This is a genomic window from Vitiosangium sp. GDMCC 1.1324, from assembly GCF_003044305.1.
In the GTDB taxonomy this organism is placed as follows: domain Bacteria; phylum Myxococcota; class Myxococcia; order Myxococcales; family Myxococcaceae; genus Archangium.
On sequence record NZ_PZOX01000008.1, the window covers coordinates 318,980 to 334,345 of the forward strand.

General features: G+C 67.8%; 13 protein-coding genes. 5 read left to right on the forward strand and 8 right to left on the reverse strand.

The genetic code is table 11. From position 1 onward, the window contains the following. Positions 1–60 precede the first annotated feature (60 nt). The 4 genes from DAT35_RS24525 to DAT35_RS24540 all read left to right on the forward strand — a co-directional run bounded on the left by DAT35_RS24525 (position 61) and on the right by DAT35_RS24540 (position 3,464). Complete coding sequence (locus DAT35_RS24525; protein WP_108069559.1) at positions 61–1,434, forward strand: hypothetical protein; 1,374 nt, start codon at positions 61–63, stop codon at positions 1,432–1,434. Continuing rightward, positions 1,431–1,802 carry a DUF2019 domain-containing protein gene (locus tag DAT35_RS24530; RefSeq protein WP_108069560.1) on the forward strand — a complete coding sequence of 124 codons (372 nt, stop codon included), beginning with the start codon at positions 1,431–1,433 and terminating at the stop codon, positions 1,800–1,802. Before DAT35_RS24525 ends, DAT35_RS24530 begins: the two co-directional genes overlap by 4 nt. A gap of 211 nt (positions 1,803–2,013) precedes the next feature. Continuing rightward, the gene (locus DAT35_RS24535) at positions 2,014–2,385 is read left to right on the forward strand and encodes a DUF2019 domain-containing protein (protein WP_108069561.1); all 372 of its coding nucleotides are present in this window, start codon (positions 2,014–2,016) and stop codon (positions 2,383–2,385) included. A 194-nt stretch (positions 2,386–2,579) separates the two neighbouring features. After that, positions 2,580–3,464 carry an alpha/beta fold hydrolase gene (locus DAT35_RS24540; protein WP_158501857.1) on the forward strand — a complete coding sequence of 295 codons (885 nt, stop codon included), beginning with the start codon at positions 2,580–2,582 and terminating at the stop codon, positions 3,462–3,464. A 55-nt stretch (positions 3,465–3,519) separates the two neighbouring features. Here the strand turns inward: DAT35_RS24540 and DAT35_RS24545 are convergent, their stop codons facing one another. The 6 genes from DAT35_RS24545 to DAT35_RS24570 form a co-directional block, all read right to left on the reverse strand. Next, entirely contained in the window at positions 3,520–4,671 is a 1,152-nt protein-coding gene (locus tag DAT35_RS24545) for a hypothetical protein (RefSeq protein ID WP_158501858.1), read from the reverse strand. A 330-nt stretch (positions 4,672–5,001) separates the two neighbouring features. Continuing rightward, the gene (locus tag DAT35_RS24550) at positions 5,002–7,854 is read right to left on the reverse strand and encodes a kelch repeat-containing protein (RefSeq protein WP_233261683.1); all 2,853 of its coding nucleotides are present in this window, start codon (positions 7,852–7,854) and stop codon (positions 5,002–5,004) included. Between the two features lie 160 nt (positions 7,855–8,014). Next, complete coding sequence (locus DAT35_RS24555) at positions 8,015–9,340, reverse strand: sensor histidine kinase (RefSeq protein ID WP_108069564.1); 1,326 nt, start codon at positions 9,338–9,340, stop codon at positions 8,015–8,017. Between the two features lie 20 nt (positions 9,341–9,360). Beyond that, positions 9,361–9,744, reverse strand: a complete 384-nt coding sequence (locus DAT35_RS24560; RefSeq protein WP_108069565.1) for a response regulator — start codon at positions 9,742–9,744, stop codon at positions 9,361–9,363. Between the two features lie 296 nt (positions 9,745–10,040). Further along, a complete protein-coding gene (locus DAT35_RS24565; RefSeq protein WP_108069566.1) occupies positions 10,041–10,637 on the reverse strand; it encodes a CoA pyrophosphatase in 597 nt (198 codons plus the stop codon). 2 nt (positions 10,638–10,639) lie between these two features. Further along, the gene (locus DAT35_RS24570) at positions 10,640–11,533 is read right to left on the reverse strand and encodes an undecaprenyl-diphosphate phosphatase (RefSeq protein WP_108069567.1); all 894 of its coding nucleotides are present in this window, start codon (positions 11,531–11,533) and stop codon (positions 10,640–10,642) included. Positions 11,534–11,612: 79 nt separating this feature from the next. On the opposite strand from DAT35_RS24570, the gene DAT35_RS24575 reads away from it, so the two are divergent. Then, a complete protein-coding gene (locus DAT35_RS24575) occupies positions 11,613–12,104 on the forward strand; it encodes a YchJ family protein (protein WP_108069568.1) in 492 nt (163 codons plus the stop codon). Between the two features lie 18 nt (positions 12,105–12,122). On the opposite strand, the gene DAT35_RS24580 is transcribed toward DAT35_RS24575, so the two are convergent. Further along, positions 12,123–13,679, reverse strand: coding sequence for a Do family serine endopeptidase (locus DAT35_RS24580; RefSeq protein WP_108069569.1), 1,557 nt, complete (start codon positions 13,677–13,679; stop codon positions 12,123–12,125). A 108-nt stretch (positions 13,680–13,787) separates the two neighbouring features. After that, complete coding sequence (locus DAT35_RS24585) at positions 13,788–15,356, reverse strand: mucoidy inhibitor MuiA family protein (protein ID WP_108069570.1); 1,569 nt, start codon at positions 15,354–15,356, stop codon at positions 13,788–13,790. Positions 15,357–15,366 lie beyond the last annotated feature (10 nt).

A 15,366-nucleotide genomic window follows, 5' to 3' on the forward strand; every position in this document is an offset into this window, starting at 1 on the left:
GTCCAGTGACCATCGTTCCCAATCGTGATGCGGAAGAAGCTCGCCGGGAGAGGTGCGGCAATGTCTGGCCATTCCATCAATTCGAGCAAGCTGGACGAACGGTGCCACTCGCGCGTGGGTGCGCTCGCCCTGGCCGCGCTGATGCTGGTAACAGCGTGCGCGACGGGCTCCCCCTCGAGGCGAGGAACCTGGACACTTGAGGACGAGGACGAAGCCGTCTTCTCCAAGCTGCCCACGGACTTTCAGCCGGTGCGGGTCAGTGACTCCGAGCTGACAGCTGCCCTGACAGCGTTCTGGCTCCAGGTTCCGCTGCGGGTGTCCACTTCAAGCGCGCCGCTGTACGTCGGCCGCAGGTTGGCGTTGGCATCCGCGCCAGAGAGTAGCGAGGCATGTCGATCAGAGCTGGCGCAGTCCTATGGACGGTTCTGCCAGCGGCGCGGCACTCCAGGCGACTGCCTGACCCTGTTCGATGACGGGCCCCACCTGCAAGCCAACGACAAGCGCAGCATTGCCCTGGCCCTGGCGGTGGGACCAGCCCTGGAAGGCGTGGGCGCGGAAGTGCGGGCCATGCTCAACCCCACGCGGGTGCTGGCGACCCTCAGCTTCACCATTACGGCCTACATGGCGCTCCTGATTGCCCCGGAGCCGGTGACGAAGGGCGTAGCCGTCGCATTCTCCGTGCTCATGTGGGGCTATCTCGGGTGGGAGTTTTTCGACCTGCTGCGGGCCTACGCACAGCTTTACGAAGATGCACCGCGAGCCTCCACCTTCGCGGAGTTGCACGAGGTCAGCGAGAGGTTCGGGAACGCCATCGGCCCCAACTGCGTGCGAATTCTCGTCATGGTGGCGACGGCGGCGATAGGCGAGACGGCGGCGCTCCTATCGAAGGGGCCGAAGCTGCCGGGCTTCGGGCAAGCCTCGAGCACGGTCGAGATGAAAACCGGCCTGCGCCTGATGGATGCGGCAGCCAGTGCCGAGCGAGCCATCGTCTCCATCAACGAGGGCACGATCCGCATCGTCCTGCCAGTCAACGCCGTGTCCATGACCGAGAGGAACGGGGGCGGCGGGCACTCCTCGAATGGAGGGAGCGCGACCCCTAAGGAAGACAAGCTTCTCCAGAACAGGCATCGCGCATTCAAGTCCTTTGACGCTTTCAAGAAAGCCATGGGCCCCGCGGGCGAGAACAAAGCATGGCACCACATCGTCGAACAGCGGAAACCCAACGTTGAGCGCTTCGGGCCGGAGGCCATCCACAACACGGAAAACGTGATTACAGTAGACAAAACCAAACATGACGCAATCAGCGCATACTATTCGACCAAATCCGACGATACGGGCGGCATGGTGGTGCGCGAATGGCTCCGCACAAAATCCTATGAAGAGCAGCGCGCCTTCGGGCTGATGATCCTGAGACGATTCAAGGCCATTCCATGAAGACGGCACAGATAAAAAAGCTTCCAACGGAAGAGCTGATCGAAAAAGCCAGGACCCTTTCTGCCGAAAGGTGGCCCGCGATTCATGCAGGTAAACCCAAAGAGGCAAACCGCATGTATGATCTTCTCGTCGCAATCCGCCGGGAGCTGCGGGCGAGAGGTATCGAAGCGCAGCGCCAGTTATTGAAGTTGCTCGATGATCCAGACCCAGGAACCCGTTGCTGGGCTGCTGGCTCGGTGTTGGAGTTCGCGCCAGGCGAGGGAGAGCGGGTGCTTATCGAGATCGCCAAACACGTTGACGGTCTGGTGGGCTTCTCCGCAGAGAGAACGCTGGAGGAATGGAGGGCAGGCACCTTCAACCCTCCTTGATGTTTCCTTGCAGGTCGCGGCTGCAAATGCGGCGGGAAGCTCGGACCCGTGGAGGATTCGTGGGAGTGGTGAGTGCGCTACAGCGCCCAGGACTCATGAGAGCTCACTCCGGAGGCGATGGCTTGGTGGTGCGTGAATGGCTCCGCACATAGTCCTATGAGGAACAACGCGCTTTCTGATTGATGAGCCTGAGACGGTTCGGAGTCATTCCATGAGAAAGACAGAGGTAAAGAGACTCTCAACAGAACAGCTGATCGAAAGAGTCAGGACCCTCTCCGCCGAGAGGTGGCGTGCCATCTACGCGGGTAGACCCAAAGACGGAAATCGCATGTACGATCTGCTCGTCACAATTCACAAGGAGCTGCGGGCAAGAGGTATCGAAGCTCAGCACCAATTATTGGGGTTGCTTGATGATCCAGACCCGGGCACCCGTTGTTGGGCTGCAACATCAGTTTTGGAGTTCGCGCCAAGCGAGGGGGAACGGGTGCTTACCGAACTCGCCAAACACGCTGACGGTCTGGTGGGCTTCTCCGCAGAGTGGACTCTCGAGAAATGGAAGGCGGGCACCTTGAAGCCTCTGTAATGTTTCCTTAGGGGGTGCCAGGGCACGGCGGCCAGAAACCGACGCACCCTACGTGGTTTCCTCCAGGCGGAAGGCCACCACCACGCCTCCGGCACTTCGGCGTTGACATGCCACGCCACGACCGCCATCTGGACACCTCCGGCGGACAGGAGCGCTTCCGCTCCCCACCGGCAAAGGACAGCCAGATGAACAGCATGCGAATGAGGTCATGGGTGTTGGGTGTTCTCGCGGCCGTGCTCTTCCTCGGAGCGGCTCCAGCCAGGGCTCAGGTTCCCACCCGGGACGTCTGGGTCGAACTGGAAGGGATCTCGTTCCACGGCGTGTATTGGAATCACTGCAAGCAGAAGACGATCATCTACCTCCCCGGTTATGGCGACCCGGGCACCACCGGTGATTCCATCTTCCACCGCGACAGCTTCGCGGATTACGCCGTCCTCTCCATCGACCCGCTCAACCAGGGACAGTCGGGCCACTCCACCAGGACCGACCTCGTCGCCCTGATGAACAAGGTCATCCTCGCCTTCATGAACCAGGAGGGAATCAGCAACGCGTACCTCGCGGGCCACTCGGCCGGAGCGTTGCAGGTGCTCGCCTTCCAGCAAGCCCATCCGGCCCGGGCCCTCAACAAGGTGGTGCTCCTCGATGACGGGCAGATCTCGCTCGGCCAGACGCCGCCCATCCAGTTCCTCCCGGGCAACGTCTTCGGTCTGCCCGCCGGGCCCTACACCGTGCTCGAGGTCGAGGCCATGTTCTTCGATCCAACCGCCTCGGACATGACGTACGACGAGTACATCACCGGGCTCACCGCCTACACCCAGTTCGATGTGACGCAGACCTGGCCGGCGGTGAAGAAGGCGCTGCTCATCACCCGCGACTTCAGCCTGCCCGCGATTCCGCCCTCCTACGGCGTCGACATGAGCGCCGCCGACTCGGCCTTCCAGCAGGCCGCAGCGGCGTTCCCGGGCAACGTCAAGCACGGAAGGTGGATCGAGCTCACCGGGGCCACCCACAACATGTGGAATGAGCCGGCCTCGGCCGATGCCGCCGCCACGCACATCGCCAGGTTCCTGCGCCCATAAGTGCACCGGCGTCCGGAGGCTCTGCCCTTACAGCGGAGTCTCCGGGTACGGCCCTCTACGCCGCCCAGCGGCGCACGATGCGCTCCGTGGCCTCGGCCTGCGCGGAGTCGGGCCGCAGCTCCATGCCGACGCCCCGCGCCCCGAGCCGGTACACCTGCCCGGCCGCCCCGCCCGGCCGCACCTCGTCCGCGAACCACAGCTCCCCGCCGCTCGCGAGCACCGCCTGCCGCATGCGCCTATCGAACTCGGCCTCAGGCAGCAGCCGCATCTGCTCCACCAGCAGCTCCACGGTCACGTCCGCCTCGGGGTCCCGAGCGTCCGGGCCCGCGAGGCCGCGGAAGACCTCGGCATGGCGGTGGGACGGGATGAAGGCGGCATAACCGGGCCGCAGCACCGCCACACCGGCCTCCGCCTCCTGCTCGGGCCCTGAACCGCCCGGGGTGCGCAACGCCGGAAGCACGGCCACCTCGCGCACCCGCGGCTTGCCATCCACCGCTCCGAGGAAGGGCGAGCGGCGGTGAAGGTCCAGCAGCGAGGCCAGCACTCCAGCCAGGCCCGCGTGGCGCACGGTGAGGATGCGGTCACCCTCGACGCGCACCTCGCCCCAGGCGGGCAGCGCGGAGATGCCTCCGGGGGCGATGGACTCCAGCGACACCTGCACCGGCTCGCCGACGCGGGGCTGCCACATCAGCCGCTTCGAAGTGAGCCAGAAGCGCCCCGTGCACCGCAGGTGGAAGTAGAGCGCGAGCGCTCCGCCCGCGATGAGCAGGGGCGCGGGGTTGCCGTGCCGCTCCAGCCCGTGGCGGTTGGTGATGAAGAGCAGCGCGAACACCCAGGTGCCCGGCCAGGCAAACAGGTGGCGCCAACCCTGGGTGCCCTCCAGCAGTACCGGCTCGTCGCGGCCGGGAGGCTGAGGCAGGGGCTCGCGCATCAGCTCCTCCAGGCGGCCGAGCACCTCGTCCAGCGACGCGGCCTCCTGCCGGGTGAAGTGGGAGAGCCGCTTGCGAGCAAGTGCCTCCAGCCGGTGGCGCTTGAGCCGCAACAAGCCGAGCGGAAAGTGGTCCCCGTGGGCCAGCAACTCGCGCACGGAGAGCTCGAGCTCCCGCGCCTCGCGCAACCGGTCCACGTGCACGCGCAGCAAGCGCTTCCAGAGCGGCGAGCGCATCATCCGCAGCAGCCCGATGTAGCAAGCGAGCGCCCGGGCCATCACCTCCCAGGCCCAGCGTGCTTCGAACTCGGGACCGTCCGCGAGAGGGGAACCGGCACCAGAGTGAGGCACGCTTCGGGGGGAGGCCAGGATCATGCTGCGAGTCCTCTCGACAGATTCCCCTCCAGGGTGACCCGACCTGGGGTGTCAAGCCAAGTCACGAGTCTCTACCGGTCGTGCAACACCTGGAGGTCACACCTGGGGAATCATACCCTCCCCGCCCCCGCCCCCGCCAACCCGTCCTCCGGCGCTCGCCAGGACGGCTCCCATGAGCCGTCCCGGCGCACCGTGTCACGAAACCGGAGAGCCCGGTCTACTGCCTGCTTCACTTCACGGCGTGTAGTACTCGGCGGAGGCTTGGTCGTGGTTGCTGACGCCGCCCACCGCGAGCACCGTGCCGTCGTTGAGCAGCGTGCACGTCTGACGGTAGCGGTCCACGTTCATGGCCCACGTCTCACTCCAGGTGCCGGTGGCCGGATCATACAGCTCCGACGCGGTGAGGATGCCGGTGGCCTGGTGGTAGCCGCCCGCGACGAGCACCTTGCCGTTGGGCAGCAGGGTGGCCGCGTGGAAGCGGCGCGGGTCCTTCATGCGGCCGGTAGCGCTCCAGGTGCCCGTGGCCGGGTCATACAGCTCGGCCGAGGCGCTGAGCGCCACGTCGATGCCCGAGCCGCCCGCCACCAGCACCTTGCCATTGGGCAGCAGGGTGGCGGTGTAGGAAGCGCGGCCCGTGCTCATGCCCGCCGCGTCCGTCCACTTCCCGGTGGCCGGGTCGTAGATTTCAGCGGAGGAGAGGAGGGTCTCGGAAGCATCACTGCCGCCCGCCACCAGCACCTTGCCGCCGGGCAGCAGGGTCATGGTGTGGAAGGCGCGAGCCGTGTTCATGCTGCCCGTGTACGTCCAGGTGCCCGTGGCCGGGTCATACAGCTCGGCGGAGGCCAGCAGGGTGCCGTCGTACTCGCTGGTGCGGCCACCGGCCACCAGCACCTTGCCGTTGGGCAGGAGGACCGCGGTGTGGTGGAAGCGCTGCTGGTTGAGCAGACCGGCCGGCCGCCACTTGCCCACCGCGGGGACGTACAGCTCCGCGGTGGCGCTGGTGATGGGGCACTGGCCGCCGCCGGCGACGAGCACGCGACCATCCTGCAGCTTGGTGGCGGTGTGGCCGCGGTGGGAGGCCAGGGCGGTACCCGTGGCGGACCAGGTCTTGGTGTCCGAGTTGTAGAGCTCCGAGGTGGAGTTGAAGCCACCGACCACCAGCACCCGGCCGTCGTCCAGCAGGGTGGCGGTGTGCAGCATGCGCGGCAGGGCCATGCTGCCCGTCAGCGTCCAGCCGCCCGTCGGCGCGGGCTCGCACGTGAGGTCCACCGTGGAGGAAGCGGAGTTGTTGTCCTCGCGGCACTCGGTCTCGCGGCCGGTGCCGGTGCCATCGTCATCGGCCACGGCCCACAGCGTGGTCTCGCCGCTCGGAGCGGTGGTGAGCTTCAGCGTGGCGATGGCCTCGCTCCCCGCGGGGATGACGGAGGGCACGGTGGCCACGCCCAGCAGCGTGCCGCCCGAGGCCGGGTTGCCCTGGTAGATGGCCACCTTCAGGCCCGCGGACGCCGCCGCGCTGCCATCGTTGAACACGCCCACCGACAGCGTCACCGCCAGCGACTCGCGATCGCACGCGGCGGTGATGTCCGAGGAGATCATCACGTCCGACGCCGCGTAGGGGCTGGTGGTGCCGACACCCTGGGTGTTGGCGCGGAAGGTGTTGAGGCCATCCACCCGCCAGTTGGTCACCGGGTGGGCGGGGATGGTGCCATCGTCGTTGATGTTCGTGACGGAGTAGGCGTGCTGGTTCCAGATGCGCCTCGTGTTCACCCACCCGTCATTCTTGTCCCGGTACACGCGGATGCCGTTGGTGCCAGCGAAGGCGTAGTTGTTGGAGGCGACGACGATCTCCGCGTTGTCATCCCCGTCCACGTCCACGATGACGGGGTTCTCGTACGTGGTGCCCGAGGGCCGGGGCACGTCGAAGCGCACCGTGCCGGTGGCGCCGTCGTAGATGCGCAGCCTCAGCTCGTCGGCGTAGACGACCTCGGCCTTGCCATCACCCTCGAAGTCGAACGTCGAGGAGCCCGTGACGTTGGAGCTGAAGTCCTGCGTGGGACGCGCCCACTTGACGGTGCCGTTCGTCTCGAAGACGACGTAGTTGTTCGCGCCGGCCACGCCGATCTCCGGCTGGCCGTCGTTGTCGAAGTCCGCGATGTTCGGCGCGCCTCCGTTGCCGCCGCCCGGAATGGTCGTGGACCACAGCAGCTGGCAGTTGTCGTCCAGGAGGTACACCTTGGCCACCCCCACGACGACGATCTCCCCATACGGGTCGCTGTCGAAGTTGCCCACGCCGGCCAGGCCATGGGGAATGCTGGTGTTGACGCACTTGAGGGTGCCGTCATGCCGGTACACGGCCCGGTCGTTGATCACCTCGAGCAGGCCGTCCTGATCGATGTCCGCCGCGAAGGAGATGGGACCAGGGCTCGCGCCGCCCATGCCATCCGAGCCCACCCACTTCAGCGCGCCCGTGTTGCTGAAGACGTAGTTGCCGTCGAGGATCTCCACCTTCCCATCGCCGTCCAGGTCCGCGAACGACGGGCCGCCCCAGCTGTTGACCGGCGTGGACGTGCGGAACTTGAACGTGCCATCGTTCTCGAAGCAGATGATGCCCGCGCCGTTCTCCGGCACGGTGCAGATCTCCACCTTCCCATCCCCGTCGATGTCACCGGCCGCGATGCTCGCCGCGCCGCGCACCCGGTAGGCCGCGTTCGTCACCGTCCACAGGTCCTGACCATTCGAGCCGCTGATGGCCCGCAGGACGCCGTCGGTCGTGTAGTTGCCGCCCGCGAACGTGTTGAAGATGACGTCGGAGACGCCATCCCCGTTCACGTCCACCACCACGGGCGTCATCATCACCTGCTTGTAGGCAGGCATCACCGTGCTGCCCGTCCACTCCCACTCCACCTCCGGAGAGAAGCTGGGCGTGAAGGGCGGCTTCACCTCGCAGCGGCCCTCGAGCGCCTCCTCGGCCCGCTGCGCGAACGCCGGCTGCTCCGTCTCCACCTCTCCGCATCCCGCCAGGGCCAGCGCCAGCGCCAACGCGCCGCCTCGGATGGCTCCACGGGTCATCCACTTCTTGTCATTCATGCGTCCCCCTCCGGGGCAGGTTCTGAACAACCCTGACCTGCATGGATCTGCAGGTAGACGATGAATACAGGAAGGTTGAACCTCCTCACAAGCAACGGGACTGAAAAAATCCGTCCAGACGGGGTATAAAAGGACCCCCCACGGTCCCCGGCACCCCACCTCAGCCCGGGCGGCGCCGCATGCCGCCGTCCGTGGACGGCTCGTACTCGAGGAGCGGCGGCACGAGTGGCAGCCACAGGCGGAAGCAGGTGCCCTGGCCCGGCGCGCTCTCCACCTCGATGCGGCCGCCGTGGGACTTCATGATGCCGTGCACCACCGAGAGCCCCAGCCCCGTGCCCTCGCCCGCGGGCTTGGTGGTGAAGAAGGGCTCGAAGAGGTGACGCTTCGTCTCCTCGGACATGCCCGTGCCGGAGTCCCGCACCTCCACGAGGACCGACTCACTGTCCCGGCGTGTGGTGACGCTCACCAGGCCTCCGGACGCGGTGGCCTGTCCCGCGTTCACCAGCAGGTTCACCAGCACCTGGACGATCTGCCGCGGACGGCCCACCAGCCGGCCCGCTCCGCCCAGCGCCTTCTCCACCCGCACATGGCCGAGCTGGCCGTGCGCGATGCGCAGCGCCGTCTCCACCTCGGCGTCGAGGTCGTAGCTGGTATGGGCCTCGGGGTCTCCGCGAGCGAAGCGGCGCAGGTCCGCGACGATGGCGTTCACCCGCTTGATGCCGTCCAGCGTGGCCGGGAGCACGTCGTCCCGGTACTCCCGCAGCAGCTCGGACAGGTTCTGCTCGTCGCGCAAATCCCGGAGCATCGAGTTGATGTTGCTCGTCACGAAGCTCATCGGGTTGTTGATTTCATGCGTCACGCCCGCCGCCAGCATGCCCAGGCTGGAGAGCCGCTCGCGCTCGAGGGCCCGCTGGTGCATCTGCTGCAACTCCTGGTGGGCCTTCTCCAGCTCCTCGCGCTGCCGCAGCATTCGCCCGAGCACCTCGCGCAGCAGAGAGGCCCGCTTCTGCGACACCAGATAGGCGGAGACGCTGAACACGTCGCACGCCAGGGCCAGCTCCGCGGGGGCGCCCGTGGACAGGGCCACCGCGTTCACCCCCACCAGGAAGAGGGCCATGCGCGGGCGGGCCCACCGGTCCATCCCGTAGAACCAGAGCATGCTGTACGGGACGAAGACCCAGACCAGCGGCGACCAGTGGGTGAGCACGCCCCCCACCGACAGCCCCACCGCGTTGACCAGCACCCGCACCGACTCGGCCGTGGAGCGGCCAAAGCGCGTGGCGAGCCGCTCGATGAAGAGCAACAGGAACAGGGTGAGCCCCACGCCAATGCCCACCAGCCCGAGCACCACGTGCCACTGACCCCAGAACCAGAAGACGAGCGCGAGGGTGAGCGCCAGCGGGCCCAGGGCCACGATGGGCTGGAGGCCCCGGTGGACCTGCTCGGGATCGGCCTCCCCCAGGGCCTGCTTCGCTTCCGCATCCATCGACGGCAATCGTGGCTCGTTCAGGGGCCCGAGGTCACCGGACCCTGTCCGCCCAGCAGGGCGCGGACATCGGCGATGAGACGATCATCGTCCCAGGGCTTGCTGATGAAGTGGGAGATGATGCCCGCCTGAGGCCCGCCGCCGGTGGACAGGTCCGCGTGGCCGGAGATGAGCACCCGGGCGGCCTTGGGCGCGATGCGCAGCACCTGTCCGAGCAGCTCCAGGCCATTCATCCCCCGCATGCGGAAGTCGGAGATGACGACGTCCGCCTCGAAGGACGCGAGCTTCTCGATGGCCTCCTCACCATTGTGGGCCACCTCGATGGAGAACCCCTCGCGCCGCAACAACCGGCGAAGGGCTCCGATGACATGCACTTCATCGTCGACGATGAGAATCCTGGCCATGGGGGCTCCGAGCCACACCGGCACGTGGGCCCACGCTACACCAGATGCGGGGCTCCACTCGTGTCTGGACACAGCTTGGGCAGACGAGCGAGCGCTCAGGGATGGGCCCGTGAGACGGACGCTCTGCCCGGTTCTTCCCCGGAGGAACCCTGTACGAACGACGTCAACGGCGGCAAGCGCGAAAGCATGGAAAACTCGTTGTCAGGAGTTGGTATGGCCCCCTGTGTTTCCAGGCCCGGCCAGTTAAGTCGGAGACTCCCGAAATCATAACAGAGACCTTCGCGCCCGGCTCGCGGTCACCTGGCCGGGGTTTGAGCTCCGGACAACTCGGCGGCCAGCCGAAGCAGATCTCTCAGGATGCGGCCGGTGGCGCCCCAGATGACGTGGGAGCCGTAGGTATAGAAGTCCACGTCGTACTCCACGCCACGGACACTGCGACGCTCCGTACGACGGATGGTCGGGTCCAACAGGTGTGACAACGGCACCTCGAGGACGAACTCCACCTCGTCTGGGTTGGGCCGGTACTCCAGGCCCTGGGGGATGACCCCCACGAAGGGCTGGATGCGGAACTCGGTGAGGGTGGGCACCTCGTCCAGCGCGCCGAGCACGCGCACCCCGGACACGTCGATGCCCAGCTCCTCCCGCGTCTCGCGCAGCGCGGTGTGCAGGGGCGTGACGTCCTCGGGATCCCTCGAGCCACCGGGGAAGGAGTACTGGCCGGCGTGGTGCCGCAGCGTGGTGGGGCGCTTGGTGAAGAGGATGTAGGGAGAGCCCTCACGCACGAGCAGGGGCACCAGCACCGAGGCCTCGCGCAGCACGAGTCCGGGCAGGTTGAGGGCCCGGGGAGCCCGGGAGGCCAGGCGGTTCTCCAGTGCATCGAAGAGGGGATTCACGGCTACTCCGTCAGTTGCTTCTCCACGGGGACCTTCAGGGGTTTGGCCGGCGTGTCCACATTCTCCAGCCCGGACTGCGGGCGCAGCACGCCCTTCTGGAGCAGCACCAGCAGCGCCACGCCCAGCGCCACCCGGTAGATGATGAAGACGAGGGTGGAGCGCTTGCGCAGATAGCTCAACAACCAAGCGATGGCGGCCATGCCCGAGGCGAAGGCCACCAGCGTCCCCACCCAGAGCGCCGCGGCCGAGGGACGCTCGGTGGCCTCCAGCAGGTGCTTGAGCTCGAAGATGCCGGCCAGGGTGGTGGCGGGGATGGAGAGCAGGAAGGAATAACGCGCCGCATCCTCGCGCCGCAGCCCCAGCGACAGGCCCCCGGTGATGGTGGTGCCCGAGCGCGAGGAGCCGGGGATGAGGGCCAGCGCCTGCCACAACCCGACGATGAGCCCATCGCGCCAGCGCATGTCCTCCAGGGTGCGCTTGTGGGAGGCCAGGCGCTCGACGATGAAGAGGATGATGGCCAGGACGATGAGGCTGCCGGAGATGACGTAGAGCGAGCGCAGCGACGTCTCGATGGTCTTCTTGAAGGCCAGGCCGCAGATGCCGATGGGCAGCGTGCCGATGAGCACGAACCAGGCGAGGCGCGACTCGGTGGTGCCGAAGGGCTGACGCCGCGCGAGCCCCTGGAAGAAGGCGCGGGTGAGGGAGACGAGGTCGCGCCGGAAGTAGATGAGGACGGCGGCCACGGTGCCCAGTTGGATGACGGCCGAGTAGGCCGCACCGGGATCGGGCCAGCCGAGCAACTCCGGGACGATGCGCAGGTGCGCGGTGGAGCTGATGGGCAGGAACTCAGTCAGCCCCTGGACCAGCCCGAGGACGATGGCTTGAAGAAGACTCATACGTGTTGGGGACCGGATGTATGCGCTACCCTGCGAGGCAGCAAGGGCCTTCGCATGGCCCTGTCGTCCAGGAACGCCCATGCCCCCTGCCCCGCCCTGTCCCTGCTCCTCCGGACTGCGCTACCGCGAGTGCTGTGCCCGCTACCACCGGGGCGAGGCGGAAGCGCCGGACGCCGAGGCCCTGATGCGCTCGCGCTACAGCGCCTTCGCCCTGCGTGAAGTGGAGTACCTCTGGCGCACGCTGCACCCCGAGCACCCGGATCGTTCGCGGCCGAAGGACGAAGTGCTGCGCGAGCTGCGCGCCGTGGCCAGCGCACACAAGTACCCACGGTTGCAGGTGCTGGACAGGCAGCCGCCGGACGCGACGGGCACGGCGGTGGTGCTCTTCCACGCGCGCATCTTCGAGAAGGGGAAGGACCGCTCGTTCGTGGAGCGCTCCGAGTTCCGGCATGACGGCACGGGCTGGCGCTACCTGTCCGGAGAAGCGCTGGCCCCCAGCGCCCTCCCCGTTCCCCCCGAGTCCCTCACCCTGGCGAACTTCCCCTCGCCCTCCGGTAGGGGGCCGGGGTGAGGGTCCTCCCCTCCCGGGTCACTTGCCCTCGGGAATCGTGAGGGCGCGCAGCAGCCGGTTGTCGCCGAGCTGGATGCGCAGCAGCAGCACGGCGCCGGACTTCTGACCGCGGACGACGTCGGCGAACTCCCGCGGGTTGCGCACCTGTTTGCCGCCGGCCTCGACGATGACCATGCCGGGCTGGAGGCCGGCGTGATCTGCGGGTGAGCCTGGCTCCACGTCGACGATCATCGCACCCTGTTTGACTCCCGGAGCCAGGCGAGGGTCCACGTCCTGGAGGCGCAGCCCCAGCTTGCGGCCGGTGTCCTCCTCCTTGCCTCCCTGGGGAGCGGAACTGAGGCCCTCGAGGTCCGGGCGCTCGCCGAGCTTCACCGGGATCTCCAGCTGCTTGCCCTCGCGAGAGACGGTCAGCTTCACGGTCTCACCGGGTGGGCGGAAGCCGATGTCCCGAGTGAGGGAGCGCGAGGACTCCACGGGCGCGCCGTTGATGGCGGTGATGACGTCATCCTGCTTGAGCCCGGCCTTGGCGGAGGGAGTGTCCGGCTGCACGCCGGTGACGATGGCGCCCTTGTGCACCGACACCTTGAGCGCCTGGGCCAGCTCCGGCGTCAAGTCCTGCACCGACACGCCCAGCCAGCCGCGGTGGATCTGCCCCTTCTCCAACTGTGGCAGGAGCGTCTTGGCCATGTTGGAGGGCACCGCGAAGCCAATGCCCGTGCCGCCGCCGACGATGGCCGTGTTGATGCCGATGACCTCGCCCCTCATGTTGAAGAGCGGCCCACCCGAGTTGCCCGGATTGATGGCGGCGTCCGTCTGCAGGAAGTTGTCATAGGGGCCGGACTGGATGTCACGCGCCCGGGCGGACAGGATGCCGGCGCTGACGCTGGAGGTGAGCCCGAACGGGTTGCCAATGGCCACCACTCCGTCCCCCACCCGGATGTCGTCCGAGTTGCCGAGCCGGGCCACCGGCAGGTTCTTCGCATTGCCCTGAAGCTTGATGAGGGCCAGGTCGGTGAGCGGGTCGCGCCCGAGCACCTTGGCGTCGAACTCGCGGCCGTCATTGAGGCGCACGCGGATGTCGATGGCGTTCGCCACCACGTGGTTGTTGGTGAGGACGAGCCCGTTCGGGTCGATGATGAAGCCAGAGCCCTCGCCCTGCTGGATGCGCTCGTGCGCCTCGGGACCGCCACCCCCCTGATCGCCCGGTACCCCGAAGAAGCGCTCGAAGAGGTCACTCGGCATGCCCTCCATGGAGGGCGCACGCGCCTGGACATCCACGTTGACGACCGAGTCCTTCACGGCATCGACCAGGTCCGCGACGGACATCGGCGGACCCGACCCTCCCACGGCCGCCTGCGGAGGAGGTGTCTGCTGCGGCTGCACCTGTGGCTGCTGCGGACCACCGCCACCGGTGCCCTGCTGCGCCTGCTTGCCCTCACCGGCTGGAGCGGGGGCCTCACGTTGCTGCGTCTGCCCCTGTTCCCGGGTGCGAGCCTCGCATCCGGTGACAGCCCCCAGCACCAGGACATTCAACAACACGATTTGCTGCAAGAAGACCGAGCGGGCGTGCTTCATCGAGGGGCATCCTCCCTGGGAGGAAGATGCGGCCCGCGCGCCGACTGACAACCACACGACGGGAAATGGAGGACAGACCGGCGAGCGCTCGCCCGGCCGCCCCCGCTTCTACAGCCTGGTCATGTCGTAGCTGGAGGGCACGTCCACGTGGAAGACGAGGTCCACGGAGCGCTGCTCGGCGGGGGCGAGCGTCAGCTTCCAGGTGGTGATGCCCTCCATCGCCTCGAGCGTGTAGCCGCCCGTGGTCTTCTCCCTGTCCAATTCCACCTTCACGTCGTCGAGCTCGGAGACGGGAATGTGCTCGGCCACCTCCACCACCTCGGGGCCCTTGCGGTAGTTGGCCAGGTTGAAGCGGTAGGCATAGTGGAAGCGGCGCCGGCCACCGAAGAGGCCCTCGTCGCGAGCAATCTCCTGCACCACCACGCGCTCCACGCGCAGGGACTCCTCGATGCCGAAGGTGAGCTGGAAGGCACCGCCCTGAGGCACGTGCTCCAGCTCCTGGCGGCCGATGAAGCCCGAGGCGCGGAACACGTCCACGGGGCCCTGCAGCAACGGGAAGGGCGCGCCATTGACGAGGCTGGCCACGCGGAACACCACCGGGTGCAGCTTGGGCACGGTGCGCCACGCGAAGGAGGACTTCAGCTTCGTGCGTGCCACGCGCAGCCGCACGGCCGTGCCATCACCAGACACCTGCGCCAGCTCGGGAACCAGCAGCTGCACGGAGAGGCCCTGCGAGGCCGCGAGCAGCGCGCCCTCCGTCGCCCCTGGGCGCAGCTCTCCTGCCTCGGCGTGCTGATACCGCTCGTCACGCCGGACGAGCACCTTGCGCTCGGCACGCTGCTCCCGGGCATTCAGCAGCAGGGGCTTCTGCTCCGGAGGTGTCGCGTTGGCACGAGGCCGGGCGGTGGAGAGCGCCAGCCGCACCCCGCTCCAGTCCTCGCCGGTGGACTGACGCACGGTGGCGAACGTGGAGAGTTCCACCTGGCCGCCGGCCTCGTCGGCGCGAGCCTCGTATGCGGGAGTCCAGCCCGCGCCGCCCACCACATACTTCAACTCCACACGCGCACGGCCCTCGGAGGGGCAGGCCAGTCGCACCTCCACCCGCCGCTCCAGGCGCTCGGCCGAGCCAGCGAGGAACGACTCCTTCGCGCGCAAGGAGTCCAGCTCCCGCTGCACCTCGCGCATCCGGGCGACCCGGGCCGACAGCTCGGAGGCGGCGCGCAGCCGGGCATCCAGCGCGGTGTCGAAGGCCTGGCTCCACGCACGGGTGTCCGGCTTGGGCTCGGTGAGCTCGCGCGTCACGCGCTTCACGGCTACGTCGGTGAGGCTCGCACCGAGCTGCTGCAACGCCTGGCCGCGTGCCCGGGCGTCCACCAGTTCCGCCATCTCGCGCTCCAGGGCCTCGCGCTTGCCGCGCAGCGCCTCGAGCTCGGAGCCGAAGCTGCCTTTCAGGGGGTGCTCCTCGGCCACGAGGCTCTCCACGGTGGCGTCCTCGGAGCGGGCACGGAAGCTGGAAGGGTCGGCGGCGGGCGGCACGGACTCGAAGACGGCGAGCGCGCGGCCGGAGCAGGTCACCGTCTCCACCCGCGTCACCAGGGCGCGGTCCGGGTAGACGACGACGGAGGACACCTTCGCGGGGGCGACGAGCGCCAGCATCATCAAGGGCAGGGTGTGCATGGCGGCTCCT

Coding starts and splice junctions, on each gene's coding strand:
- DAT35_RS24560 (WP_108069565.1), bottom strand. CDS start 9,744: ATGGCCAGGATTCTCATCGTCGACGATGAAGTGCATGTCATCGGAGCC.
- DAT35_RS24530 (WP_108069560.1), top strand. CDS start 1,431: ATGAAGACGGCACAGATAAAAAAGCTTCCAACGGAAGAGCTGATCGAA.
- DAT35_RS24550 (WP_233261683.1), bottom strand. CDS start 7,854: ATGAATGACAAGAAGTGGATGACCCGTGGAGCCATCCGAGGCGGCGCG.
- DAT35_RS24585 (WP_108069570.1), bottom strand. CDS start 15,356: ATGCACACCCTGCCCTTGATGATGCTGGCGCTCGTCGCCCCCGCGAAG.
- DAT35_RS24535 (WP_108069561.1), top strand. CDS start 2,014: ATGAGAAAGACAGAGGTAAAGAGACTCTCAACAGAACAGCTGATCGAA.
- DAT35_RS24540 (WP_158501857.1), top strand. CDS start 2,580: ATGCGAATGAGGTCATGGGTGTTGGGTGTTCTCGCGGCCGTGCTCTTC.
- DAT35_RS24575 (WP_108069568.1), top strand. CDS start 11,613: ATGCCCCCTGCCCCGCCCTGTCCCTGCTCCTCCGGACTGCGCTACCGC.
- DAT35_RS24580 (WP_108069569.1), bottom strand. CDS start 13,679: ATGAAGCACGCCCGCTCGGTCTTCTTGCAGCAAATCGTGTTGTTGAAT.
- DAT35_RS24545 (WP_158501858.1), bottom strand. CDS start 4,671: ATGGCCCGGGCGCTCGCTTGCTACATCGGGCTGCTGCGGATGATGCGC.
- DAT35_RS24570 (WP_108069567.1), bottom strand. CDS start 11,533: ATGAGTCTTCTTCAAGCCATCGTCCTCGGGCTGGTCCAGGGGCTGACT.
- DAT35_RS24555 (WP_108069564.1), bottom strand. CDS start 9,340: ATGGATGCGGAAGCGAAGCAGGCCCTGGGGGAGGCCGATCCCGAGCAG.
- DAT35_RS24525 (WP_108069559.1), top strand. CDS start 61: ATGTCTGGCCATTCCATCAATTCGAGCAAGCTGGACGAACGGTGCCAC.